Origin of the sequence: Psychrobacter sp. Ps4, assembly GCF_022129285.1 — a bacterium.
Classification (GTDB): domain Bacteria; phylum Pseudomonadota; class Gammaproteobacteria; order Pseudomonadales; family Moraxellaceae; genus Psychrobacter; species Psychrobacter immobilis_A.
The window spans coordinates 112,484-137,855 of record NZ_JADQAK010000004.1; the positions used below are offsets into that span (position 1 = coordinate 112,484).

Below are 25,372 nucleotides of genomic sequence, written 5' to 3' on the forward strand. Positions count from 1 at the left end.
TTGTGGCTTATGTTTTAGGCAAATATCGTTTAATTGCGGGCAAGAAACCAATCACTGCCGTCTTAGAAATCGTCTAAAAAAAGCTGTCAAATAAATTTATTATTTTGCTAAAAACTTTTATGCACACTTTAAAGTCGTTGATTTAATGTTCTTTTATATCAATTTCTATTTCGAACACCGATAAAAAAAGCGACCCATCACGGATCGCTTTTTTTATGTATTAGTACTGCTAAATATGCGTATTATTTAGTGTCTTGGTAAGACAATTTCACACCGAAGATATATCCATCATTGTCTTGAAAGTCACCAACAATTTTGTCACTTGGCAACACACCTTGGGCATCGCCGAACCACAAGTATTTACCACCCGCTGATACTGCCCAGTTTTCTGTCACGTTATACTTTGCACCCAAACCAGCGCTGTAATAGCCTTCGATAGGACCTAACGAGGTAACAGGGTTACCAGCACCACTATCCCAACCAACGGTACCACTAATTGCAAGTGCTGGCGCAACACGCTTGGCTAGACCAAGCTCTACTTGCCATTGATCCTCTTCGTACTCAACCAAGTTCAAACCATCAGGTCCATAAGATCTTTTACTAACCTCATTATATAGTGGCGGCGTAATCTTAAAGTCACCCCAAGGTACCCAGCGCACTTTTGCAGTTGCTAAGGTCGTTGGGTTAATACCGGTCTGAAAATCAAAGTTTACGGATTTAGGAGTAGTAATTTCCATATTACTGGTGCGATTGGCTGCAGCTGGATCACCAGCTAAAGCACCTGCAATGGGGTAGTTTTCAGCAATCTTCATGTTGTGGTCAATTTCAGAGCGATAGGTCAGCGCTGCTTTTAAGGCAATTTCAGGTTTGCTATAGGCAATACCAGCTATATAACCATAGTCCATATCAGGGCTGTTACGTGAGGTATAGCCAGTAGCAGGACCATAAGCCAAACCTCGTAATTTCACTTCAGACTCAATACGTTGAGCGACTGGACCACCGTATACTTGAAACTCTTTGTTGGCACCAAATTTTGCGCCAAGAATAGCTGTCAGGCTGTTACTACGTACTTCAACATTAGTACCTTCTCCTGCATTAGCTGCTTCAGCATTTGCGATACCTACTGCTCCACGCAAACCATCTAACTGCGCTTGCTGTTCATCTGTCAAGACTCCAGCCGTTTCTCCTGGCGTGAGCGCACCTATTCCAGCCAAAGCTGCGGCATAAGTGGGAGCTTGATTGTTAGTAATAGCAGCGACAGAAGCATCAAGATCGCCTTTCGACACAAAATTGTTGTCGCCAGTATATTGCGCTGCTGCGCCAAAGGGCTCATCATATAAGATACCAACACTAAAGGTTTCATTGATATCTGTTTTTACACCATAACGAAAGAAATCATAATATTCAGCGATATCGCCAGTCTTATCACCTCTAACATAGGTGTTATTCGTAGGAACGTTATTGGCGCTATCATAACCACTAACATCAGCATCGATATAGGTGTAAACAGCTTCAGCATAGGTGCCATCTTGGAGGAAGGCTGTGACATCCTGACCTGAACGGTCAAGACCAGCAGCATTGGTTACGCTAGCTACAGAAAAAGCGGCAATCGCTACTGCAAGGGTTTTTAAATGAAAAGTATTGCGCATTGTGTATCTCCAAACGTCCTTGTTGTTTTACTACTTAAATAATCAATATTTAGCATTGCTGCGCATAACTTTATGATTATAAAAGTCGTGTCCTGAGATGAATACTAATGCCTTTTTGACACTAAAACAACAATTAAAGTGCTTTATTTCCCAAATATGACTGGACAGTACAAATAAGATACACGTACAAAACTAATATCTAGTTTTTCATTCTGATATTTTTTAAATTGCTCTCAGTATTTTTTAGAGATAGCAGGCAGATCCCTATCTGTTGTAACTTAATAATCCTAAAATACTCTAATCTTTTATTAAACTTAAACACGCTGGCATAAAAAAGCGACCCAATCAGGATCGCTTTTTATTATTTAGACTATGGATTTATAAGTTAGCAAATTACAACTTACACTAGTTTGCTTGGTAAGAAAGCTTCACGCCAAGTGCAAAACCATCGTTGTCTTCAAAGTTACTCACCACGGCTTTAGTCGGAATTTGGCCTTTAGCATCACCGAACCATAGATATTTACCACCCGCTGATACTGCCCAGTTTTCTGTCACATTGTACTTGGCACCCAAGCCAGCACTGTAATAGCCTTCGATAGGACCTAGCGAGGTTACAGGGTTACCAGCACCACTATCCCAACCGACAGTGCCTGTTACTGCTAATGCTGGCGTCATGCGCTTAGCGAGACCTAGCTCAACTTGCCATTGATCTTCATCGTAACTAACTAATGCCAAGCCTTCATCATCTTTTGTCGATATTTTACTGACATCATTGTATAGTGACGGTACGATAGCAAAATCACTCCAAGGCACCCAACGGACTTTTGCAGTAGCTAGCATGGTAGGATTGATACCCGTCTGGAAATCAAAGTTGACTGATTCTGGCGTATTGATTTCAATATCAGAATGTCTGGTAGTCGGCAACGCTAGACCAGCGGTAGCACCTGCAGCCGTAGCAATTGGAAAAGTCTCAAAAGCCTTTGCATTATGCTTGATTTCAGAGCGATACGTCAAAGCAGCTTTAAGTGCAATTTCAGGCTTGCTATAAGCCATACCAGCGATCCAGCCATAGTCTTGGTCATTACTGATGTGAGTGGTATAACCCTTGGCTGAACTGTATGCGTCACCGCGCAATTTTACATCTGCCTTTACGCGCTGAGCCACTGGACCACCATAAGCTTGAAACTCTTTGTTAGCGCCAAATTTAGCACCAAGAATACCAGTAATACTCTCAGTACGTACTTCTACTTGCGTCGCTTCGCCCGCTACTGCTGCTAGACCTTTAGCGGCTTCAAGACCAATAAGCTGACCTTGAGCGGCTTGTAATTCTTCAGCAGTTAGACCACCTGGATTACCTGGAGCAAGCGCCCCTTGCAATTGTGGTATTAATACGTTATCGACATAAGCTTCGGTAATATTAGGGTTTTTTGTAAAGTCTTGAATGATAGCGTCACGATCACTGTCGGTAACGAAATCGTTTTGACCGTTATAATCCGCAGCTGCACCAAAAGGCTCATCATATAAAATACCGATGCTAAACGTGTCGTTAATATCTGCTTTTACACCATAACGGAAAAAATCATAAGACTCTGCGATATCATTGAGCTTATTGCCTGACAAGTCGTTACCACTCACATCGGCATCGATATAAGTATAAACAGATTCGGCGTAGGTGCCATCTTGTAAGAATGCAGTGATATCTTGACCTGAACGATCAAGACCAGCAGCACTAGCAACGCTAGCAATAGAAAGAGCAGCAACAGCTACTGTGAGAGTTTTCAAATGAAAATTTGCGCGCATTATGTATCTCCAAACGTCCGCATTGTTTTACTACTTTACTTAATTTTAATAAGCAAGCAGCATCCGAGGTGGAGGATAGTAATGATTTTCGAACATTAAAACAACTGCAAAAACACATTATTTCCCGATTATGACTGAACAGTATCTGTATTTCATAATGCGGATATAGTGGATATTATAGTCATAAATTTTCAACCATTTAGTTTTTGCAGATATTAATAATGAGGGGGTCTTTCTGCCATTACATCAAAAGGTGCAATGCCGCCTTCAGGATCCTGACTTTCCACTTGTTTATAAATCAGCTGCAACTGTCGTTGTAATGTCTGAATATCTTTATCTTGCCGCGCAATCACCTCATCGAGTCGCTCTACTGTCATCTCTAGATGCGCCATACTCATCTGTAAATCAATGATTTGTTGCGTTTGTAGATCAGCATGCACAGCTAAAGCCTCGTTCTGAGCCTTATCTTGAGGATTAAATTGATTCATATTTTTCTCTGAATTATCATAAACATAAGACTGGTAGGATTCATTAATAAAATGGCTCGATGACCGATAAAAAGTAGCAATTAGATGACGATGCTCTTTATAAAATAGCAGCCGTTAATAAAAGCTATAAATAGTGCGGATAAAATCATTTACGCTCACTACAGTCACGTGATGGCATGTTATACTGCTCGCAATTTTGCAGCAACCCCTACCTCACTATTATATAAGCTTAAGATATTCTATGGCTCTGATACATTTAAAAGATATCCACCTTGCTTTTGGCGTCGCTCCTGTTCTTGATGGCATTGATTTTGCTATTGAAGCAGGTGAACGTGTCTGTTTAATTGGCCGTAATGGCGAAGGCAAATCCACCTTATTTAAGCTAATTAACGGCACCTTACAACCTGATAGCGGCGAAGTCATTATCAATAGCAGCGTGCGCGTGGCGATGCTAGAACAAGACGTTCCTGAGACAAGCGGACGTATCCTAGACATCGTTATGGGTGGTAGCAGCCGCACGGCTGAGCTGCTTATCAACTACAATGCCCAAACTGACTTATGTGCCAATGGCGACATGGATGCTTGTGAGCGTATGGCAGACTTGCAGCATGATATCGATGCGGTACACGGTTGGGATTTAGAGCGCGAAGCCACCCGCCTGATCAAAACCATGGGGCTGGATCCAGATGATGATTTATCTTCATTATCAGGTGGTCGTAAGCGCCGTGTACTACTAGCACGCTCATTGGTCACCAAACCTGATGTACTGCTGCTCGATGAACCAACCAACCATTTAGACGTTGATAGTATTGAATGGCTAGAGCGCTTTTTATTGGATTGGCAAGGTTTGACCCTACTATTCGTGACCCACGATAGAGCATTCGTTAACAAACTATCGACGCGCATCATTGAGCTAGATCGTGGTCAATTAACCAGCTATGACGTCACTCAAGGCGAAGGTGGCTATGCACGCTATCAAGAGCTAAAAGAACTACAGTTACTCGCTGAAGAAAAAAATAACGCCAACTTTGATAAAAAACTGGCGCAAGAAGAAGTATGGATTCGCCAAGGTATCAAAGCCCGTCGTACCCGTAACGAAGGCCGTGTCCGCGAGCTAAAAGCATTGCGTGAAGAGCGTAGCGATCGCCGTGAGCAAGTCGGTAATGTGAACATTACGATGGGTCAAGGTGAGAAAAGCGGTAAGCTGGTCTGTAAAGTTAAAAACTTACATCTTGAATATGATGGCAACGTATTGGTTGATAATTTTACAACCACTATTATGCGCGGTGATAAAATCGGCATTGTCGGACCCAACGGTGCGGGTAAAACCACACTGATTAAAGCCCTACTCGATATGTCTGATGATGAAGTCACAAAGACTGGTAGTGTTGAATTAGGCACTAACTTAAAAATCGCTTTCTTTGACCAGTTGCGCGATCAGTTAGACCTTGAAGCCAGTGTGGCGCAAAACGTCTCTGAAGGCTCAGACTTTGTAGAAGTGGGTGGTCGTAAGACACACATCATGAGCTATCTACAAGATTTCTTATTTGCCCCAGAGCGTGCGCGTACCCCTGTCAAAGCACTATCAGGTGGTGAGCGTAACCGCGTGCTACTTGCAAAACAGCTATTAAAGCCTGCCAACATTCTGGTACTTGATGAGCCAACCAACGACTTGGATATGGCGACACTTGAGCTACTAGAAGAGTCCGTCGCCAGCTTTGGCGGTACGATTTTGCTAATCAGCCATGACCGCTCATTTATGGACAATGTCGTTACCTCTACTTGGGTATTTGACCAAGATGAAGACGGCAAAGGTATCGTCAAAGAGTATGTCGGTGGTTATCAAGAATACTTGGTACAGAAAAACCGTGAGCAAGCCGCACACGCGGCTAGAGCACCAGCCAATAATGCAAATACTGCCAGTAAAGTTACCAATAAGACAACCGCAGCAAAACCTAACAAAGCTGCCAAAAAGCTCAATTTCAATGAACAGCGTGAACTGGACAATTTGCCAAAAGAAATCGCTGCATTAGAAGCTGAGCAAGCCCAATTGCAAGAGAAACTGGCTGATGGCTCATGGTTCACCACTGACGTTAATGCAGCGACTGCTGCCAGTGAGCGCCTACTGAAGATTGAAGATGAGATGATGAGTAAGCTTGAGCGTTGGAGTGAGCTTGAGAGCTAACGTTAGCGACTAAAGCCATGTTTTATAAAACTTGGAGTTTTATAAGACATAAAAAGTAATGAAATAATCACCGTTTTATTCTTATAAAGCGGTGATTATTGGTTTACGACTACTTACATAGTAGTTAGGTACTGAAAGTTAGTGAACATTACCTTAATTTCGAGTATCATTCGCTATTGCAAAATATCCTTATTAATTATAAGGTCATCACGCTTATAATCCTTGCCAAAAAATCTATGTGAGACATTGATAATGCAGCTATTTTGCATCAATTCTCCTATTCAACCTTAGAGTATGTTCTATCAAGGTTGCTTTATTTTTAACGCAATAATTTATTTTATCACCGAAATAGCTTAGAATAGCAACAATTAGCAAAATTAGGCACAGCCAAAGTGGCTTGATATTGTACATTTTCTAAGCCACAAACCCAGTGTGGGATAATCCCATTTCATTCACCTGGAGGAAGTATTAATGAGCCAAGCCGAAGGCGTTAACGTACAACGCCGTAGAGTTCTTATTGCCTCGACTGCCGCGATTGGTGCAGCTGGGGTAGCTGCTGTGGCAACACCTTTTGTCCGTTCTTGGTACCCAAGCGCTAAAGCTGAGGCTGCAGGGGCTGCAGTGACCCAAGACATTGGTTCTATCGAAGCAGGACAGATGATCGTTGTCAAATATCGCGGTAAACCCATTTTTGTGGTCAAACGCACAGAAGATATGCTAGCGACTTTAGCGTCAGTAAAACCTTTACTGTCTGACCCTGAATCTGATGCATCATTACAACCTGAATACTGTAAAAATCCAGAACGCTCTATCTCGCCAGAAGTATTGGTAGTAGAAGGCGTCTGTACACATTTAGGTTGTGCACCAAACTACCGTCCTGATGTTGGCGCGGCTGACTTGGGTGGTAATGATTGGTATGGCGGATTTTTCTGCCCATGCCACGGGTCTAAATATGACTTGGCGGGTCGCGTTTATAGTGGCGTTCCTGCACCGCTTAACTTACCTGTCCCAGATTACAACATGGATGGTACCATCTTGACGATTGGGGAGGCTTAATATGAGCATGGGTAAAAAGTTAATGCATTGGGTGGACGCACGCTTTCCAGCGACCGAAACCTATGAATACCATATGTCAAAGTACTATGCACCAAAAAACTTTAACTTTTGGTACTTTTTTGGCGTGTTATCAATGGTGGTATTGGTTAACCAATTGGTAACAGGTATTTGGCTGACCATGATGTACAACCCAAGTGCCGAAGGGGCATTTGCGTCTGTTGAATACATCATGCGCGATGTCAAAGGTGGTTGGCTCATCCGTTATATGCACTCAACTGGCGCATCTGCGTTCTTTGTGGTCGTATATCTGCATATGTTCAGAGCACTGCTATATGGTTCATACCAGAAACCACGTGAGCTTATTTGGCTCATCGGTATGGGTATTTACTTAGCATTGATGGCAGAAGGTTTCTTCGGTTACCTACTTCCTTGGGGCAACATGTCATTTTGGGGTGCACAGGTTATCTTGAACCTTCCTGCTGCTCTACCTGTGATTGGTGATGGGCTTGCAGAATGGGTACGTGGTGATTATATTATCTCAGGTATCACCCTAAACCGCTTCTTTGCTCTACATGTGGTTGCTATCCCGCTCGTACTTGTGGGCTTAGTATTCATGCATATTGTGGCGCTACACCATGTGGGTTCGAACAACCCTGATGGTATTGATATCAAGAAGCTAAAAGATAAAAATGGTGTGCCGTTAGATGGTATTGAATTCCATCCGTACTACACAGTACACGATATGATTGGTATCGTGGTCTTCTTTATCTTGTTCTTTGCAGTGGTATTCTTCTTCCCAGAAGGCGGCGGATTCTTCCTTGAGCCACCAAACTTTGAGACAGCGAATTCATTGAAAACACCAGCACACATTGCACCAGTATGGTATTACACGCCATTCTATGCCATTTTACGTGCGGTTCCTGACAAGTTGGGTGGTGTGATTGCGATGGGTGGTGCGATTGCCGTACTATTCTTGATACCATGGCTAGACAGATCGCCTGTACGCTCTATACGTTATAAAGGCATTTTATCTAAAATTGCTTTAACCGTGTTTGCGATTAGTTTCTTAGTTTTAGGTTACTTAGGCGCGACGCCAACGACACCAACAGCAACATTGATGGCTCGTATCTTCACTGTCTTGTATTTCTTGTTTTTCTTACTGATGCCAATTTATACCTCTATTGAGAAGTGTAAACAGCCACCAGAACGCGTTACCGGAGGTCACTAATGAACACGCTAATTAAATCCCTAGCGGGTCTAGGCTTAGGCGCGGCATTAACCTTGACGGCTGGTACTGCACTGGCAGCTGGTGGCGGTGGATGTGGTACATTCACCAATGCTGAGGGTGTTGAAGAACATTTAGCTTGTAGTACTGCCCCTATTGATTTTACCAATAAGGGCTCGCTACAAAACGGTGCGAAAATCTTTATGAACTACTGTGCTGGTTGTCACTCTGCCCAGTATGTTCGTCACTCGCGCATTGCTAAAGATTTAGAGATACCACCTGAGTTGGTCGAAAAGTATTTGATGGTCACCACCGATCAAATCGGTGATCATATCAATGCTGAAATTGATCCTGAAGTACAAGCATCATGGTTTGGCGCAGCGCCTCCTGATCTATCACTTGAGACCAGACTACGTGGCGATGACTGGGTATATACTTACCTGTTATCGTTTTATGAAGACCCAAGCCGTCCTTGGGGTGCCAATAACTTAGTACTTGCCAATGCGGCGATGCCTCATGTATTGCATAATATGCAAGAAGAGCTGAGTGCTGAAGAGTTTGAATCCGAAGTGGGTGATTTGGTTAACTTTATGGCGTGGATGGCAGAGCCTAACCGTCATGACCGTCAAGTGATTGGCTTCTTTGTGATTTTATTCTTATTAGTATTACTCATTCCAGTTTACTTATTGAACAAAGAGTTCTGGAAAGATGTAAAATAATTAAGTATTAAAAAATATATTTTTATCGAAAAAAAGGCACTACTCTGGTAGTGCCTTTTTTTGTCTCTTAAAAGACCATAAAACACTGGACCATTATTTAAAACAAGGCTCACCCGCAATGTTTACGTACCTTGCCTTGATAATCAGGACAACTTTGTTTACGATGATAGGCTTTACTATTAACATTAGGCTTTCATGATTGATGCGAACGACATTCCAAGTAGTCAGCTGATTTTATACGCTGATGACGGCTACGACAGTCATGTAGTGCGCCTATTACTTGAGGAAAAAAAGCTTGCCTATTATCTATCACGCTTGCACTCTGAACGGCCTGAAGATTTAACCGAGCTGAATCCCTATCACACCTTACCTGTTCTGCAACAACGTGAAATCGCACTGTATGAGATCAACGTTATCTTTGAGTATCTTGAAGAGCGTTACCATACAAACAAGCTACTGCCAGATACCCCGCAAGAGCGTGCCCAATTTCGCCAGCTGGCTTGGCGTATTCAGCATGATTGGCTGGTACTCGGTAAGCGTCTACTCATGCACCCTAATAGCTTTAATAAAGCACAAGCTGCTATTGCGAAAAAACAGTTAAGCGATTCTTTGATTACGTTGTCACCACTGTTTGCTCATAAACCTTATTTTATGGCAGACGAGTTTGGCTGGTGTGATGTATTGTTAGCACCTTTGTTATGGCGACTTGAAGAAATGGGAATTGAGCTGCCACGTGCGATTAGTCGCCCTTTATTTGATTATCAACAGCGGGTCTTTGAGCGTACTAGCTTTCAAAAAAGTGTGCGTTAATTAGGGTGTATCCTCAATCTGAGCATTAAACCTTAAATGGGATAAAAATGACTAAATCTTTGTCAAACTGTGTCAAATAACTCGCTTATATTTCGATATTATCAGTACTATTTTTCTTGTTTGGCTGCAATTTTTATCACCATTTGCAAGAGTAGGACACACCCTAGACAATGCTTAACCGCTGTCTTAAAATAGAAAACAAAAAAATACCTTTAAGTTATTATATTCAAATTATCAGTATAGGAAACCCTTAGATGAGCGAAACCACCTCTATTACCCCAACACGTCCCTATATGGTGCGCGCGCTTTATCAGTGGATAGAAGACAATCAACTAACGCCTTACCTGATGGTTGATGCCACTGCCGAAAACGTACAGATTCCAAGGGAACACGTGCAAGATGGTCGTATCGTATTGAATATTGCCAGCCGTGCGACTGGTAATATGAGTATGGAAAGTGATTATATTCATTTTAGTGCGCGTTTTGGCGGCGTGTCACAAGAGATTTGGGTACCTATGACATCGGTATTAGGTATTTATGCAAAAGAAAACTCGCAAGGGATGTTTTTTGACCCCAATGAATATGACAACTATCAACCTCAAGATGATGCGATAGTAAGCTCACAGAAGAGCCCTACTGCGACACCTAAAGCCAAACGTGATAATAAAGCAGGTTTAAAAGTATTGAAATAGTCAATTTTTCGGTATAAAAAAGGCTGATCGTATTATATACGGTCAGCCTTTTTATAATTAATCTAGAAGATTTATCGTTTTACATTTTCAGTTAGCATATAAAATTACTAGGTTCTTGGCAATGTCACGCCACGTTGACCTTGATACTTACCGCCGCGATCTTTATAGCTGGTTTCACATACGTCATCAGCATCACTTTGGAAAAATAGCATTTGTGCCACCCCTTCGCCTGCGTAAATACGCGCTGGTAGATTGGTGGTGTTACTAAATTCCAAAGTCACATGCCCTTCCCACTCAGGCTCCAGCGGCGTCACGTTGACGATAATTCCGCAACGGGCATACGTTGATTTACCAAGACAGATCGTCAATACATCGCGTGGAATGCGGAAATATTCCATGGTGCGTGCTAGCGCAAACGAGTTTGGTGGAATAATGCACTCGTCACCGATGACATCAATAAAGCTTTTTTCATCAAAGTTTTTTGGATCTACAATCACTGAATGAACATTGGTAAAAACTTTAAATTCAGGCGCGCAGCGTACATCATAACCATAGCTTGACGTACCGTAGCTAACCAAACGCTCGCCTGCATCATTAAAACGTACTTGGCCCGCTTCAAACGGCTCAATCATGCCGTGTTCTTCAGCCATTTTACGAATCCAGCGGTCAGACTTGATAGACATTGTTGTTCCTTAGCAGCTATAAAATAAAATTTACGATATGAACGGTATTTTGATAGCGACGATTATACGGAATTGAGCGCTTAATTTATAGGCTTGCCTGCGTTTAATATAAATCTACAATCAATACGACAACCGCCTACCATTTAGCGAAATGATCTTCTGCTAAGCCCATTGTCTTATCGATTTTAATAACGTCATCTTTTAGACGAATCTCACCACTATAAAAGCCAAGCCATTGCTCAAATATACTGGCAAGCACACCAAAGTTATCCGTCTTTTTATAAACGGTTATCGGCGTGAAGGTTAAGTCAATATCAACATTGCTCCAGCCTAGGTTTTGATGATAGATGCGCCAAGGCTGTCGCGTATTATTTATGGTTTTAGCATTATCATCTTGCTCATTAGCTGGCAAACTTAAACCATCACGGACAAACATCACAGGCGGTAAATAATAAATCTGCCCATCCACCCAGCACGCATTTTCGCTAACACCGGTCTCATTGACGCCCATCGCTAGATTTAGGGCAAAATGACGACCATCTGGCAAATAGCTATTGATACAACTCCAAAACCAATTGGTCTTGTGGCGCATATAGCCAAGCGTCCAATCGAGATTGGCGATAGTCGTTTTGGAAAAGTGGATTTGTTTGGTTTGAGCATCAGTGTTAAATTTTGAATGGGCTTTAATAAGCAAGTGACCAGAAAGAGCAGTTAACGGTTCTTTTTGAGTAAAGGTCCAGCCACGCCTGCCCGTTGGTGTGCAGACTGCTAATGGCGCTGCTTGCCGCTGTAGCGTCGCATCAAGCGTAATGTGTTTACTGTCCAATGCTACTGCGATTTGTGAAGGCGTAAAATCCAATGTTAATGTGAGACTACTATGGGTAAATGCCATTTGCCCTTGATAGCAATCGCCTTCTAACTGTGTTTGCCGTGTCAACGGCTGCAATGCTTCACAAACCTCTAGCTGCTCAGTCTCATCGTTATAAAGATAAACAAAGGCACTGGTTGCCAACTTAATCGTTGCCAATGCCAGACAAACCCGATAAGGCGGCTGGATAATTTGAATAAAGCAAAATTGATTGACTTTTAACTCTTTGCGCCAGTTTGGTAAGGTTTTTTGTGAGACTAGATGGCTGTGATAGTCCAAATAATTGATATTTTTAACGTGAGCAAAGATGCCAAAAGTAGGCTGACCGTTTTTAATTAGCTCATTGAGAACAACTGGCTTACTGCTGGTAGATAGTTGTTGCTGATCTTGCTCATTGCGATTTTGATTCATGATTAAAGCATCCTAGCCAAATTTTTCTAAAGGTATTATTCATTTACAGCTACTGTTTATTTACAGCTACTATCTGTCCTTGATAGCTGACTGTGGTATGTATCACTCTTCTTTTTGCCTGTCCTGAAGCCAAAAAAAACGCTGCTGTTATCATCTTAACTTCAATGCTGGTCAATCCATCTGCCAACCTTTCTGTCACATTTTCTGATGCCGTTTGCTACTCCCATCTTTAGAGTAGCAAATGGCCATCAGTTGATTGTTTGAGAGCTCAACCACATATATCGGCGGACGCAATAATTTCAGTCACCTATACTGTTTGGGAATATCGTCTAAATGACATTGATAAATAGATAGGCTCACAATATTCCCTTGTTAAAAATATAAGTTCTTTAACGATTTTCTACTTAAGCTGTTCCACTATCACTAAGAACTACTATTAAAAAATACGCTTATCATTGACAGGCTTAGCGAATTTATTAATAGTGGCTTCGATATTTTTAGCAATGCTAAGATAGTACGGCGCAAACTCATCATCGGCTAATACGCTCGGCTCACCTTTATCCACTTGTGCACGAATACCGCTCGCCAATGGCAACTGACCTAACAGCGGCACCTGATATTGCTCAGCGATTTTTTCACCGCCGCCTGTACCAAAGATAGCTTCAGTATGATTACAGTTACTACAGGTATGCAGTGCCATGTTTTCGACCACACCGAGTACTGGGATATTGGTTTTGTTAAACATCTCAATGCCTTTTTGCGCATCAAGTAAGGCAATATGCTGCGGCGTCGTGACAATCACGGCACCCGTTACGGGAATACGCTGCGCTAGTGTCAACTGAATATCGCCCGTACCCGGTGGCATATCAATCACTAAGTAATCTAGCTGCGGCCAGTTGGTTTGATTATACAGCTGCATCAGCGCACCAGTGGCTTTTGGTCCGCGCCATGCGACAGGAGTATTGTCACCATCGAGCAAGCTACCAATCGATAGCATTGCCATGCCGTGCGCATTGATAGGAACAAACTGCTCGTTTTCCAGCTCAGGTTTGACATTATCGACGCCCAGCATCGTTGGCATACTAGGACCATAAATATCGGCATCCAGTACGCCAACACGGTTGCCTAGCTTTTGTAATGCCAAAGCAATGTTGACCGTAGTAGTGGATTTACCAACACCGCCTTTACCCGACGCCACGACGATAATATGACGAATACGCGGATGCGCGGCGAGTGACGCTTGTGTCGGCGCGGCTTTGGTAATTGGTGGTTCAACAGTAGTATTGCTATCAGCATTTGCCGCTGGTTTATGTTGATTGTCCATGGCATTAGTGGTTTTTGGCATTGCTTTTGGCAGACTTGACCCCGAGCCTTTCGTCGGTGCGGGCAGACGAACATTCATATGAATAGTCTTGATCCCGTGCGGATGTAACAGTTGCCCAAGTTCTTGTTGGATAATTTCAGGATTACTATTTACGGGTAGACGCAAGTCTAAGGTGAGCTGGTCACCATCACGCTCAAGCCCCGTTACCATGGTGGCAATACTGACAGTACCTACCTCATAACCAAGCAGCACCTTGTCCACGGCACTATCGCGCTCTGCTCGCTGCTCTGGTGTTTCTGATTTTTTGGTGGAGGTTTTCTTCATAAAGTTAAACATAGCGACTATTACTGCCTATACAAGTGAGTGGGCATGGCAAAAACTCAGTGAATACTGTCGTGAACAATACCGCTCGTGAGCGTGTTAGCCAGACCTTTTATAGTGACAGTGTAGCTGAATTAACACTATAAAAAAACCACAACGCTAGTGGGACTAGGCTTTATAGCAGCGTTAACCGATAGACAAAAACTGTGAAGCAATAAACAAATAAATAAGTACCCCCGAGGCATCACAGACAGAGGTAATCAAAGGCGCGCTGGCAGTGGCAGGGTCAAAACCTAATTTATTAAGCACAAAAGGTAAGCTCATACCAATCACACAACCAATCATCACCACCGACATCATACTCAGTGCCAGCACTAACGACACCACTGCATCACCACGTACATAACCGATGATTGAGATAGCCACCGCCATCGTCGCCCCAAGCATCAACGCAACCACCGCCTCTCGACCCAATAACGAAAACCAGTCACGCATGACCACATCGCCAGTCGCCAAAGCTCGCACCATCAAGGTCGCTGACTGCGAGCCAGCGTTACCGCCACTGTCGACCAATAAAGGTAAAAAGAACACCAATACCAAATTGGCGGCAATCACATCTTCAAATTTTGCAATACTAAAGCCTGAGAGCAAGTTACCAAATACTAAGAACACTAACCAAAAGACCCGCTTACGGTATAACACCCGAACGCTGACGTCTTTTAATTTGCCAACCATGGTCGAGACACCTCCCGACTTATGGAAATCATCGGTTGCCTCATCACTCACCACATCCATCGCATCATCGTGGGTAACAATACCGACCAAAGCACCACTATCATCGGTAATAGGCAGCGCAATTAAATCATAGCGAGCCACGACTTTCGCAACGTCTTCTTGATCATCATTGACATTACAAGACACTACTGTACTCATCATAATGTCATTAATCAGCTGTTCAGGAGCCGCTAAAATAAGTACTCGTAAAGAGACAACGCCTAATAATTTACGCTCATCATCAATCACATAAGCATGATAAATAGTTTCGGCATCAGGTGCTTCTAGGCGCAGTGCTGCCAATGCTTCAGAGACAGTCATATGAGCAGCTAAAGTCGCATAATCAGACGTCATCAACGCACCAGCAGTGCGCTCCTCATAGGCAGATAACTTACGAATATCTTCACGTTGTGCCTGTGCCAATGCGGGCAACAAGGCATCACGTTGATCTTGACTGAGGCGCTTATATAAATCTGCGCGCTCATCCGCAGGCATCTCGCCTATTATCTTTGCTAATATAGCCCGAGGAAATACATAGGCAAGTGCAACCTGAATATCCGTTTCTAAATAGGAGAACACGGTAGAACGATTGGGCAGATGCTCAAGTAGCTGCCACGCAAGATTTGGCTCCATGAGTGCCAGAACATCGGCAATATCAATCGGGCGCAAATTTTGAAGTTGATTGATTGATTGCTCAAACTGCTGTTGCTCGATAGCACGGCTTAATTTTGCTGCAAGCGTTTTTGCAAAATCCTTATCATTCATTATACTTACTCCGTGCGACCCGAAACGGTATTCAAGCGCTCATAAAAAAGAGCCAATCTAATTGGCTCAAATTAATATAAAACTAGATGCTAATGGATTGGTCTTTTATTAGCAAGCCCATGATTCTTAAACCAATCAAACAACCCGCAAACCCATTAATTCACCACTCAGTTAATTCATAAACCAACCGTGACTGGCAACGATAGACTGACCTGTAAATACATTGCTCGGGAATGCTGCTAAAAACAATGCCAATTGGGCAATATCATCGACGGTCGTGAATTCTTTGTCTACCGTATTGACCAACATAATATCATTGACTACAGATTCTTCACTGATGCCTTTTTCAGCCGCTTGTTGCGGAATTTGCTTTTCGACCAATGGCGTTTTAACAAACCCTGGGCAAATCACATGCGCGCGTACATTATGCTCAGCGCCTTCTTTGGCCAATACACGGCACAGCCCAAGTAACCCATGTTTCGCTGTGACGTAAGGCGCTTTATAAAGTGAGGCTTCGTGCGAGTGTACTGAGCCCATATAGATGACGGTACCGCCTTTGTCATCTTTATACATATGCTGTATCGCCGCTTTGGTGGTCAAAAATGCCCCATCCAAATGAATGGCAAGCATTTTTTTCCAATCCTCAAACGCCATTTTATGAATCGGATTGATGATCTGAATACCAGCATTGGAGACGAGAATATCAATAGCACCAAAGGTATCGACAAGCTGCTGCACACCAGCATTTACCGCCTCCTCTGAAGTCACATCCATGGCAATGGCAAATGCGCGTCCGCCTGCCGCTTCAATAGCATCAACGGTTTTCTGAGCCGCTTCAATATTAATATCTGCAATACCAACCGCTGCGCCTGCTTTGGCATAAGTTTCAGCGATATCACGTCCGATACCGCTGGCAGCGCCGGTGACCAATGCCACCTTGCCAGTCAAATCTTGTTGTAATGTGGTCGCCATATTTTATAGTCCATTATCAAATAGGTTTTTTAGAGGTTTGTGCCAAATATATCTAACAAGCTTATTGAGCAATGCTCACTGGCGTTTTTTCTTGTAGCTCATCAAAGCTAACACCTTCTGCCAGCTCAACTAGCTTTAAACCGTTGTCAGTGACGTCTAGTACAGCAAGTTCGGTAATAATACGGTCGACCACCCCTTTGCCCGTCAATGGTAGCTCGCAATTGGCAAGGATTTTTGGCTCGCCGTGTTTATTGACCTGTTCCATCAAGACAATCACGCGCTGCACGCCAGCAACCAAATCCATCGCACCGCCCATGCCTTTGACCATTTTTTTGGGAATCATCCAGTTGGCTAAATCGCCTTTTTCTGACACTTCCATCGCACCCAATATCGCCAGATTAACATGACCGCCGCGAATCATCGCAAACGACTCTGAGCTACTAAAATAACTGGCACCCGCTTCGGCAGTGACGGTTTGTTTACCCGCATTAATCAAATCTGCATCGACATTTTCTGCCGTTGGAAACTCGCCGATACCTAATAGACCATTTTCAGACTGTAGCCAAACATCGACATCTTTAGGGATATAATTGGCGACTAGGGTTGGTAGCCCAATGCCTAAGTTGACATAATAGCCGTCTTGTAGCTCTTGTGCGGCACGCTGTGCCATCTGCTCTCTTGTCCATGCCATGATAACTTCCTTATTTTTATAACGACCCCAAAAAATATGATGAGCGGTGTCAAACTCGCTTAGTCTACTAAATGTAGCACTTTCACTCGTTTTCCTTGCTACTCAAATTTTTAGGAATAGTATTACAATATTCTATTATTAATTTAACACTTTAAAAAATTCTATAAAGCCTGTAACTAAGCGCTTTCGACTGCTTTAGTCGTAGTCTTTTCAATACGCTTTTCAGGATTACTATTCAAGACGATACGCTGCACAAAGATACCCGGCAGATGCACGTCATCAGGATCAAACGTACCTGTCTCTACGATTTCTTCGACTTCGACAATGGTAATTTTGCCTGCCATGGCGCAATCTGGATTAAAGTTACGCGCCGTCTTGTTAAAAATTAAATTACCCGCTTTGTCCGCTTTTTGCGCTTTGATTAATGACACATCAGCGCGCAATGAATGCTCAAGTATATAAGTACGACCGTCAAAATCACGGGTTTCTTTGCCTTCAGCGACCAGTGTGCCAACGCCAGTGGCGGTGTAAAACGCAGGAATACCAGCACCGCCCGAACGTAGTTTTTCCGCTAACGTCCCTTGCGGCGTTAATTCAACTTCTAACTCGCCTGCCAAGTATTGACGCTCAAATTCTTTATTTTCACCGACATAGGATGAAATCATTTTTTTAATCTGGCGCGTTTGTAATAGCAACCCTAAGCCAAAATCATCGACGCCTGCGTTATTACTGATGCAAGTTAACCCTTTAACACCACTATCACGTAACGCTTCGATGAGCGCTTCAGGAATACCGCACAGACCAAAACCACCAATAGCGAGGGTTTGTCCATCGCTGACGATACCTTTTAGCGCTTCTTCGGCACTGCTATATACTTTTGATTGACTCATGCTTATCTCCTTGCAAGTCTATTTTTTGTTATTAACTTCTATCATCAATGATTATGAGTGGGTGACATCACTCAATATTTCCATATTTATATTAATACAGTTTCTATCGATATATCATAATTAAAAATCTTGTGCTAACTTACCATATTATTCTCGTAGCGAGAAGAGAATAACCATAGGAATATACAAGCCAGCGCAGTAGCGGTATATATGATGGGGCAATATCTCATTAAGACAGAATTTATGTTTAATAAAATATCAAATATTGCCTATTTTAAATAATTTTATTGACCGATATCACTATGCTCTGCATACTCGCTGATTGAACTTTGCCAAGGAGGGCGATCATGTTTAGTACCTTTGCTATTGTCATTACTTTATTATTACTGATGTTTTTTGCTTATCGCGGTTATTCAGTGTTGATATTAGCACCGATTATGGCGACATTAGCCGTACTATTATCAGGTGATTTTTTAAGCACGATTCCTGCTTATACCGATGTGTTTATGGGCGCATTGAGTGGATTTTTACTTAAGTTTTTCCCTATATTCTTGCTGGGTGCACTATTTGGGCGTTTGATGGCAGACTCTGGTGCGGCGACCGCGATTGCCAAAACCGTGGTCGAAAAGCTTGGTGCCAGCAAAGCCATCTTAGCAGTTATCTTAGTTTGTGCCATTTTAACCTATGGTGGCGTTTCGTTATTTGTGGTGGCATTTGCTATTTACCCAATCGCCAAAGACTTGTTTAAAGCCGCTGATATTCCTAAGCGCTTGATTCCGGCAGCGATTGCCTTAGGCTCATTCACCTTTACGATGACGGCATTGCCAGGTACGCCTGCCATTCAAAACGCCATTCCGATTCCTTACTATAATACCAACGTTTTTGCCGCGCCTATCTTGGGTATTATCGGCGGCACCATCATGTTTATTTGCGGTTGGTTATGGCTACAATCACGCGCCAGAAAAGCCAATGCAGCAGGCGAAGGCTATGGTCAGCATGACGAAGAGGATGTGGGCGGCGTTGGCGCAGCCAAAAAAGAAACTGAGGTATTAAATACGCATCACACCTCATTTACTATTGCTATGATTCCACTGGTGTTGGTCATTGGCTTGAATGCTCTATTAACTTACACTGTCTTTCCATCAGTGGATTTTAGCGGCTTACAAGCTCAGTTTCCTGATCTAAATATCGCAGGCTCACTGGGTTTATGGTCAATAATCATCTCGTTAGTCGTGGCCTGTGCGGTGTTAATTTTGCTACGTATCGGTCATTGGAATAATCTGCAAAAAACCATCAACCGTGGTACTTATGATTCGATGCTGCCGATTTTTAATACTGCCTCAGAAGTTGGCTACGGCGCGGTTATCGCCTCGCTAGCAGGCTTCCTCATCATTCGTGATAGTATTTTAAATCTAACACCTGACAATCCTTTAATCTCAGAAGCGGTGGCGATGACTACGCTGGCTGGTATTACTGGCTCATCGTCTGGTGGTTTGAGTATCGCGTTATCGACGTTGGGTGAAGACTATTTAAGAATGGCGGTCGCAGCGGGTATTGACCCAGAATTGATGCACCGTGTTGCTGTGATGGCAGCAGGTGGTTTGGATACGCTACCGCATAGTGGTGCGGTCATCACCTTACTTGCGATTTGTGGTTTGACCCATAAGCAGTCCTATCTAAACGTCGCCATGGTAACGATGGTGATTCCACTTATTGCTGTGGTCGCCGTTATCATTTTAGGGACGATATTTGGCTCGTTCTAATATCCTAGAATGAGGCATTTATTAAACCTTAAAGATAATTAAATTTAACGATTATTGCTTGATACCAAAGAGCCCACTGAGCGATTGCTTGGTGGGTTTTTTATGCATGCTTTCTCATTACTACCTCTAAATACAACCGACTATTTATCTCTCATAATTGATTGACACTCTATATACCGTATAGAGTTAATCGCTTTATTAGCGACTATATTAATTACTCAGGTAATGTCACAAATTTGGCCGAATTACGGTATCATAGGCACACTTTTTTAAATTTTTATTTGCTTAATACGTTTTAGCATTGATAGTTTGATATTAATAGTATCGCGTCTAATAGCTCAAAACCGCTTAAGACGTTTGATAACCAACCCGTTTATATAAAAATATAGGTGATAAAAGTGCGTGAGATTCTAGTAACCAGTGCGCTGCCCTACGCCAATGGCCATATCCATTTGGGGCATCTTGTAGAATATATTCAGACCGACATTTGGGCACGTGCCATGAAAGCGCAAGGCCATCAGGTCACTTATGTCTGCGCAGACGATGCACACGGTACGGCAATCATGCTCAAAGCAGAAGCCAATGGCGTCACACCGGAGGAACAAATTGCCGCGGTGAAAGCGTCGCATGAAGCAGATTTTGCCAAATTTTTGATTAACTTTGACAATTATCACTCCACGCACTCAGAAGAAAACAAGCATTTTTCTGAGCTGATTTATCGTCGCTTGAATGATGCTGGGCATATCAGTACAAAAGATGTCGAACAATTATTTGACCCTGAAAAACAGCTATTTTTAGCCGATCGTTTTGTCAAGGGTACTTGCCCTGAATGCGCAGCGGCAGACCAATACGGCGATAACTGTGAAGTTTGCGGTACGACCTATGATGCAACGGATCTTAAAGACCCGCATTCAACGTTATCAGATGCCACGCCTATTCTAAAAACCTCCAAGCACTACTTCTTTAATTTGCCTGAATTTGAGCAATTCTTAAAAGATTGGACGCGTAGTGACAATCGCTTGCAAACATCGGTCGCCAATAAACTACAAGAATGGTTTGAAGCAGGTCTGGCAACGTGGGACATTTCCCGTGATGCGCCCTACTTTGGTTTTCAGATTCCAAATACCCCAAGCGATGAGCCAGACAAATATTTTTATGTATGGCTAGATGCGCCAGTCGGTTACATGGCGAGTTTCAAAAACCTATGCGATAAGCGCGCAGGTACAGACGAGGCGCTTGATTTCGACCGTTATTGGATGCAAGAAAACGAGCATAAAACCGAGGTGTATCACTTCATCGGTAAAGACATCGTTTATTTCCATGCGCTATTTTGGCCTGCTATGCTTGCTGGTAGTGAGTTCCGTACACCAACGGGTGTTTTTGCTCATGGCTTCTTGATGGTCAATGGCGAAAAAATGAGTAAGTCACGCGGTACTTTTATTAAAGCCGAAACGTATGCTGATCACTTACATCCTGAATACCTGCGTTATTATTTTGCTAGTAAATTGTCTGATAAAGTCGAAGATATCAACCTTGATTTAGAAGATTTCATGCAAAAGGTTAACTCTGACTTGGTTGGTAAAGTGGTCAATATCGCTAGCCGCAGTGCTGGATTCTTGGTCAAAAAGTACGACGGCATGCTCACAGAAGTCTGCGCTGAGCCAAGTTTATTAGAAGATATTACCAAAACGGGCGATGAGATTGCTGCCGCTTACGAGAACCGTGAGTTTTCGCGTGCCATGCGTTTGATTATGCAATGTGCTGATAAAGCCAATGAATATATCGATGAGAAAAAACCATGGGCACTTGCTAAGGTTGAAGGCGCAGAGCAAGAAGTTCAAGATGTTTGCTCGGTCGCGATTAATATCTTCCGTCAATTGATGGTCTACCTTGCGCCAGTATTGCCTGAGCTAACCGCCAATGCCAAAGCGTTTTTGAACATTGACGACTTAAGCTTTGCCAGCCGTAATGAGTGGCTACTGGGGCACAAGATCAATAAGTTCAAGCCTTTGATGCAGCGTATAGAAGAAAAAGACGTTGCCGCGATGGTTGAGGCCTCAAAAGAATCTTTGGCTCAAGCTGCTGCTCCTGTGGCTAGCAAAGCCGTTGCTAAAAAAGATAATAAGCCAGCAAAAGAAGCTGCTACTGATATAGATGCTGAGACAAATACTGAGCAAACTGACTATATCGGCATCGAAGACTTTGCCAAAGTTGAGATGAAAGTCGCTCACGTTCTAGCCTGCAATCATGTCGAAGGCGCAGATAAGCTTTTACAATTTACCTTGGACGTTGGCGAAGACAAACCGCGCAATGTGTTTAGCGGCATCCGTAAGTTCTATGAGCCTGAGCAATTGCTAGATAAAAAGGTCATTTGCGTGACCAATCTTGCCCCGCGTAAGATGAAGTTTGGTGTCTCAGAAGGTATGGTGCTATCAACTGGCAATCCAAAAACTCAGCTGACAGTGGTTACTTTACCTGACAACTGCGTGATTGGCGATGTGCTTGCTTAATAGTTAGGCTTACTCAACAAACAAAAAAGATGTCCAGCTGGGCATCTTTTTTATTGTCCCAAAACTATCGCTGGTCAATCGCCAAAATCAGTGCTTATATAGAAGATAATATCGATGAATATTGATTCAGTACGTTCTTTACAGAGGTAATGACAAACGCGTTTTAATTTCTTATTGCCATAAGTTACATTACTGTCATAATATGGACGTAATGATCAATGGATTGATTACTTTGATGTTAGCCCGTTATCTCAGCATGCACATAACATTGACTCGGGTAACCTGCACTCTCTAACCTATGAGCCCCAATAAAATGACCTTTGCTACTACTTTACGCTTCAGCCTATTCGGTGCTGCTATGAGCGCCGCGCTTGGATTAATTGGCTGCTCAAACACGACCGACACTGCTGCAACGACAGATACAAGTGCCGCCGCAGATTCTGACAAGCCTGCCAAGACATTAGCCATCACTCAAATCGTCGAACATCCTTCGTTAGATGCGATGCGTCGCGGCATTATTGATGAGTTGGCAGATAATGGCTATGTTGAAGGCCAAAATCTAACCATTAATTTTCAAAGTGCTCAAGGCAATACAGCGACAGCAGGTCAGATTGCGAAGCAGTTTGCAGGAGACAATCCAGATGCCATCGTGGCAATCTCGACGCCATCAGCTCAGTCTATCGTTGCGTCAACTAAGACGATTCCGGTTATTTATACGGCTATTTCAGACCCTGTCGCGGCAAAGCTCATTAATGAGAACAATACGCCTATCCAATCTAATGTGACAGGACTGTCTAGTGAGCTACCTATCGAGCCGCAACTGGACAATATTCAAAAAATTGCGCCTAATGCAAAAACCATTGGCTATGTTTATAGTCCAGGTGAGGTCAATTCGGTGGTGGTACTCAATCAACTAAAAAAAGCTGCGCCTGCGCGTGGGCTTAAGATATTAGACGTAACCGCCAATCGCCCAACGGATGTGGCGATGGCGACTCGTAGCCTTGCTGGTCGTGTTGATGTGATTTATACCTCACTAGATAATAATGTGGTATCCGCCTTTGAAGCGATGGCAGGTGCTGCCAATGAGCTTGATATTCCTGTCATTGCCTCAGACGAGTTCAGTGTGCGACGTGGTGCAACTGCGGCACTTGGTGTCAATGATTATGACTTTGGTCGTACCACAGGCAAAATGGTGTATCGTGTTTTAAATGGCGAAGCAGTTAGTAGCGTTAAGCCTGAAGTGATGAATACTTTAACCTTATATGCAAGCCCGAAACATGCGGCTGAGCAAGGCTTCAGCCTGACTGATGAGCTGCTAAAAAATGCCATTAATATCGACAAACAAGCGCAGAGTGCGGATAAATAATACGGATAAATAGTTTTGACAAGTAGCACTGAAAAATAACATTTAGCCTTCTATATAGATGGCTCGCTTTACCCTTTATCCATCTATACCTTTTATCTATAAATTAAATAATGTACGGACACATTATTATTTTCAGGAGTGAGACCCATGTTGTATCAAAATCGTTTTGGTCATTTTAACTTTAGTAAAGCACTATTATTAGGTGGCGTTTGTACTGCCATCTTGACTGGCTGTAATCAATCAGCACAAGATACCAGCACCACTGATACAGCTGCGACTGGCGATGCAGCCACGGCTATGAAGACTGTCGCAATCACAGCTATCGTCGAACATCCAGCGCTTGATGACGTCCGTAAGGGCGTTATCGACGAGCTTAATGAAGCAGGCTTTAAGGATGGTGAAAATTTAAAGGTTAATTTCCAAAGCGCACAGGGTAACACTGCCACTGCTGGACAGATTGCTAAGCAATTCGTCGCAGACAATTCAGACGTTATCGTTGCGATTGGTACTCCATCAGCGCAGTCAGTAGCTGCTGCTACTAGCAGTATCCCTTTAGTATTCTCAGCAGTCACTGACCCAGTTGCCGCCAAACTAGTGACCAAACTAGATGGCTCTGGCACCAATGTCACTGGCGGCTCTGATGCCCTGCCTTATGAGCCACAAATTGAATTGATGCGTCAAATCATCCCGAGCCTGAAGAATGTCGGCTATGTTTATAGCCCAGGCGAAGTCAACTCAACGATTATCTTGAAAAACTTAAAAGAAAAACTGACACCACTAGGTATCAATGTACTCGAAGCGCCTGCCCAGCGTAGTACTGATATTGCGATGGCAGCACGTAGCCTCGAAGGTAAGGTCGATATGATCTATACCTCAACCGATAATAACGTCGTATCGGCTTACGAATCACTATATCAAGTCGCTAAAGAGAGCAAAATCCCACTGATTGCGTCTGACACTAGCTCAGTTGAGCGTGGTGCCGTTGCTGCATTGGGCGTGAATTACTACGAGCTTGGTCGCGAAACAGGCAAAATCGTGGTACGTATTTTAAATGGTGAAAAAGCAGGCGCTATTCCTGTCTACACCCCGCAAATGTTGGATCTATACGTTAGTCCAAAGCATGCCAAAGAAGAAGGCATTACTTTGTCACAAGCGGTTATCGATAAAGCAAAAGAAGTGGTAGAATAACGCACTTTTATAGCTAGCTCATTACAGCTATCATAAGGTAGATATCGAGTTTGATGGATTTGGTGTCAGCCGTCATCTACCTTTATGCGATGAGGCTAAATGTTTAACATCAGAAACCCAGCTATGAATCAGTAGGCTGGGCTTCTTATTTAAACCACATTGATTAAATATAAAGTATTTGCGTCATTTCTAAATTTGCCCTTTTTTTAATCAAAGCTTTGA

20 protein-coding genes are annotated in these 25,372 nt (G+C 43.1%); 10 read left to right on the plus strand and 10 right to left on the minus strand.

Annotated features, from left to right (window positions below):
- Window positions 1-242: 242 nt before the first annotated feature.
- The 3 genes from I3252_RS03935 to I3252_RS03945 all read right to left on the minus strand — a co-directional run bounded on the left by I3252_RS03935 (window position 243) and on the right by I3252_RS03945 (window position 3,937).
- A complete protein-coding gene (locus tag I3252_RS03935; RefSeq protein WP_201614546.1) occupies window positions 243-1,649 on the minus strand; it encodes a hypothetical protein in 1,407 nt (468 codons plus the stop codon).
- Window positions 1,650-2,054: 405 nt separating this feature from the next.
- Entirely contained in the window at window positions 2,055-3,449 is a 1,395-nt protein-coding gene (locus I3252_RS03940) for an outer membrane protein transport protein (RefSeq protein WP_238034295.1), read from the minus strand.
- Window positions 3,450-3,664: 215 nt separating this feature from the next.
- Window positions 3,665-3,937, minus strand: coding sequence for a SlyX family protein (locus tag I3252_RS03945; RefSeq protein WP_045446813.1), 273 nt, complete (start codon window positions 3,935-3,937; stop codon window positions 3,665-3,667).
- 241 nt (window positions 3,938-4,178) lie between these two features.
- Here I3252_RS03945 and I3252_RS03950 point away from each other — a divergent pair, with 241 nt between their 5' ends.
- The 6 genes from I3252_RS03950 (at window position 4,179) to I3252_RS03975 (ending at window position 10,624) form a co-directional block, all read left to right on the plus strand.
- On the plus strand, window positions 4,179-6,122 hold the full coding sequence (locus I3252_RS03950; RefSeq protein WP_238034296.1) for an ATP-binding cassette domain-containing protein: 1,944 nt from the start codon (window positions 4,179-4,181) through the stop codon (window positions 6,120-6,122).
- Between the two features lie 471 nt (window positions 6,123-6,593).
- On the plus strand, window positions 6,594-7,178 hold the full coding sequence (gene petA, locus I3252_RS03955; protein WP_045446807.1) for a ubiquinol-cytochrome c reductase iron-sulfur subunit: 585 nt from the start codon (window positions 6,594-6,596) through the stop codon (window positions 7,176-7,178).
- Window positions 7,179-7,200: 22 nt separating this feature from the next.
- The gene (locus tag I3252_RS03960; RefSeq protein ID WP_173936707.1) at window positions 7,201-8,406 is read left to right on the plus strand and encodes a cytochrome bc complex cytochrome b subunit; all 1,206 of its coding nucleotides are present in this window, start codon (window positions 7,201-7,203) and stop codon (window positions 8,404-8,406) included.
- Window positions 8,406-9,122 (plus strand): cytochrome c1, encoded by a 717-nt coding sequence (locus tag I3252_RS03965; RefSeq protein WP_045446804.1) that lies wholly within the window; start codon window positions 8,406-8,408, stop codon window positions 9,120-9,122. The genes I3252_RS03960 and I3252_RS03965 overlap by 1 nt, the downstream gene beginning before the upstream one ends.
- A gap of 195 nt (window positions 9,123-9,317) precedes the next feature.
- Window positions 9,318-9,932 (plus strand): glutathione S-transferase N-terminal domain-containing protein, encoded by a 615-nt coding sequence (locus tag I3252_RS03970; RefSeq protein WP_193012896.1) that lies wholly within the window; start codon window positions 9,318-9,320, stop codon window positions 9,930-9,932.
- 254 nt (window positions 9,933-10,186) lie between these two features.
- Window positions 10,187-10,624, plus strand: a complete 438-nt coding sequence (locus I3252_RS03975) for a ClpXP protease specificity-enhancing factor (RefSeq protein WP_238034297.1) — start codon at window positions 10,187-10,189, stop codon at window positions 10,622-10,624.
- 107 nt (window positions 10,625-10,731) lie between these two features.
- Here the strand turns inward: I3252_RS03975 and dcd are convergent, their stop codons facing one another.
- From dcd to I3252_RS04010, 7 genes are all read right to left on the minus strand, one after another.
- Window positions 10,732-11,307, minus strand: coding sequence for a dCTP deaminase (dcd, locus tag I3252_RS03980; protein WP_011513914.1), 576 nt, complete (start codon window positions 11,305-11,307; stop codon window positions 10,732-10,734).
- Between the two features lie 136 nt (window positions 11,308-11,443).
- Window positions 11,444-12,586 carry a DUF2804 domain-containing protein gene (locus tag I3252_RS03985; protein WP_201501510.1) on the minus strand — a complete coding sequence of 381 codons (1,143 nt, stop codon included), beginning with the start codon at window positions 12,584-12,586 and terminating at the stop codon, window positions 11,444-11,446.
- Window positions 12,587-13,022: 436 nt separating this feature from the next.
- Entirely contained in the window at window positions 13,023-14,246 is a 1,224-nt protein-coding gene (apbC, locus tag I3252_RS03990; RefSeq protein WP_238034298.1) for an iron-sulfur cluster carrier protein ApbC, read from the minus strand.
- Window positions 14,247-14,417: 171 nt separating this feature from the next.
- Window positions 14,418-15,770, minus strand: a complete 1,353-nt coding sequence (gene mgtE / locus I3252_RS03995; RefSeq protein WP_198329729.1) for a magnesium transporter — start codon at window positions 15,768-15,770, stop codon at window positions 14,418-14,420.
- 171 nt (window positions 15,771-15,941) lie between these two features.
- Window positions 15,942-16,742, minus strand: coding sequence for a 3-hydroxybutyrate dehydrogenase (locus tag I3252_RS04000; RefSeq protein WP_238034299.1), 801 nt, complete (start codon window positions 16,740-16,742; stop codon window positions 15,942-15,944).
- A gap of 61 nt (window positions 16,743-16,803) precedes the next feature.
- Window positions 16,804-17,433 (minus strand): CoA transferase subunit B, encoded by a 630-nt coding sequence (locus I3252_RS04005; RefSeq protein WP_045455208.1) that lies wholly within the window; start codon window positions 17,431-17,433, stop codon window positions 16,804-16,806.
- A 176-nt stretch (window positions 17,434-17,609) separates the two neighbouring features.
- The gene (locus I3252_RS04010) at window positions 17,610-18,323 is read right to left on the minus strand and encodes a CoA transferase subunit A (RefSeq protein WP_238034300.1); all 714 of its coding nucleotides are present in this window, start codon (window positions 18,321-18,323) and stop codon (window positions 17,610-17,612) included.
- Between the two features lie 347 nt (window positions 18,324-18,670).
- Between I3252_RS04010 and I3252_RS04015 the strand changes: the two genes are divergently transcribed.
- From I3252_RS04015 to I3252_RS04030, 4 genes are all read left to right on the plus strand, one after another.
- Entirely contained in the window at window positions 18,671-20,086 is a 1,416-nt protein-coding gene (locus I3252_RS04015) for a GntP family permease (RefSeq protein ID WP_087815040.1), read from the plus strand.
- 398 nt (window positions 20,087-20,484) lie between these two features.
- On the plus strand, window positions 20,485-22,596 hold the full coding sequence (gene metG / locus I3252_RS04020; RefSeq protein WP_201553654.1) for a methionine--tRNA ligase: 2,112 nt from the start codon (window positions 20,485-20,487) through the stop codon (window positions 22,594-22,596).
- A gap of 313 nt (window positions 22,597-22,909) precedes the next feature.
- Window positions 22,910-23,962 carry an ABC transporter substrate-binding protein gene (locus tag I3252_RS04025; protein ID WP_193009397.1) on the plus strand — a complete coding sequence of 351 codons (1,053 nt, stop codon included), beginning with the start codon at window positions 22,910-22,912 and terminating at the stop codon, window positions 23,960-23,962.
- 147 nt (window positions 23,963-24,109) lie between these two features.
- Window positions 24,110-25,150: an ABC transporter substrate-binding protein gene (locus I3252_RS04030; protein WP_087815043.1), complete on the plus strand. Its 1,041-nt coding sequence runs from the start codon at window positions 24,110-24,112 to the stop codon at window positions 25,148-25,150.
- The last annotated feature ends 222 nt before the right edge of the window (window positions 25,151-25,372 follow it).

Bases quoted from the DNA above. Each gene is read 5' to 3' on its own strand.
- I3252_RS03935 (WP_201614546.1), bottom strand. From the start codon at position 1,649: ATGCGCAATACTTTTCATTTAAAAACCCTTGCAGTAGCGATTGCCGCT.
- I3252_RS03945 (WP_045446813.1), bottom strand. From the start codon at position 3,937: ATGAATCAATTTAATCCTCAAGATAAGGCTCAGAACGAGGCTTTAGCT.
- I3252_RS04010 (WP_238034300.1), bottom strand. From the start codon at position 18,323: ATGAGTCAATCAAAAGTATATAGCAGTGCCGAAGAAGCGCTAAAAGGT.
- dcd (WP_011513914.1), bottom strand. From the start codon at position 11,307: ATGTCTATCAAGTCTGACCGCTGGATTCGTAAAATGGCTGAAGAACAC.
- I3252_RS03965 (WP_045446804.1), top strand. From the start codon at position 8,406: ATGAACACGCTAATTAAATCCCTAGCGGGTCTAGGCTTAGGCGCGGCA.
- I3252_RS04000 (WP_238034299.1), bottom strand. From the start codon at position 16,742: ATGGCGACCACATTACAACAAGATTTGACTGGCAAGGTGGCATTGGTC.
- I3252_RS04015 (WP_087815040.1), top strand. From the start codon at position 18,671: ATGTTTAGTACCTTTGCTATTGTCATTACTTTATTATTACTGATGTTT.
- petA (WP_045446807.1), top strand. From the start codon at position 6,594: ATGAGCCAAGCCGAAGGCGTTAACGTACAACGCCGTAGAGTTCTTATT.
- I3252_RS04025 (WP_193009397.1), top strand. From the start codon at position 22,910: ATGACCTTTGCTACTACTTTACGCTTCAGCCTATTCGGTGCTGCTATG.
- I3252_RS03940 (WP_238034295.1), bottom strand. From the start codon at position 3,449: ATGCGCGCAAATTTTCATTTGAAAACTCTCACAGTAGCTGTTGCTGCT.
- I3252_RS03950 (WP_238034296.1), top strand. From the start codon at position 4,179: ATGGCTCTGATACATTTAAAAGATATCCACCTTGCTTTTGGCGTCGCT.
- I3252_RS03970 (WP_193012896.1), top strand. From the start codon at position 9,318: ATGATTGATGCGAACGACATTCCAAGTAGTCAGCTGATTTTATACGCT.
- I3252_RS03960 (WP_173936707.1), top strand. From the start codon at position 7,201: ATGCATTGGGTGGACGCACGCTTTCCAGCGACCGAAACCTATGAATAC.
- I3252_RS03985 (WP_201501510.1), bottom strand. From the start codon at position 12,586: ATGAATCAAAATCGCAATGAGCAAGATCAGCAACAACTATCTACCAGC.
- mgtE (WP_198329729.1), bottom strand. From the start codon at position 15,770: ATGAATGATAAGGATTTTGCAAAAACGCTTGCAGCAAAATTAAGCCGT.
- I3252_RS04005 (WP_045455208.1), bottom strand. From the start codon at position 17,433: ATGGCATGGACAAGAGAGCAGATGGCACAGCGTGCCGCACAAGAGCTA.
- apbC (WP_238034298.1), bottom strand. From the start codon at position 14,246: ATGTTTAACTTTATGAAGAAAACCTCCACCAAAAAATCAGAAACACCA.
- I3252_RS04030 (WP_087815043.1), top strand. From the start codon at position 24,110: ATGTTGTATCAAAATCGTTTTGGTCATTTTAACTTTAGTAAAGCACTA.
- I3252_RS03975 (WP_238034297.1), top strand. From the start codon at position 10,187: ATGAGCGAAACCACCTCTATTACCCCAACACGTCCCTATATGGTGCGC.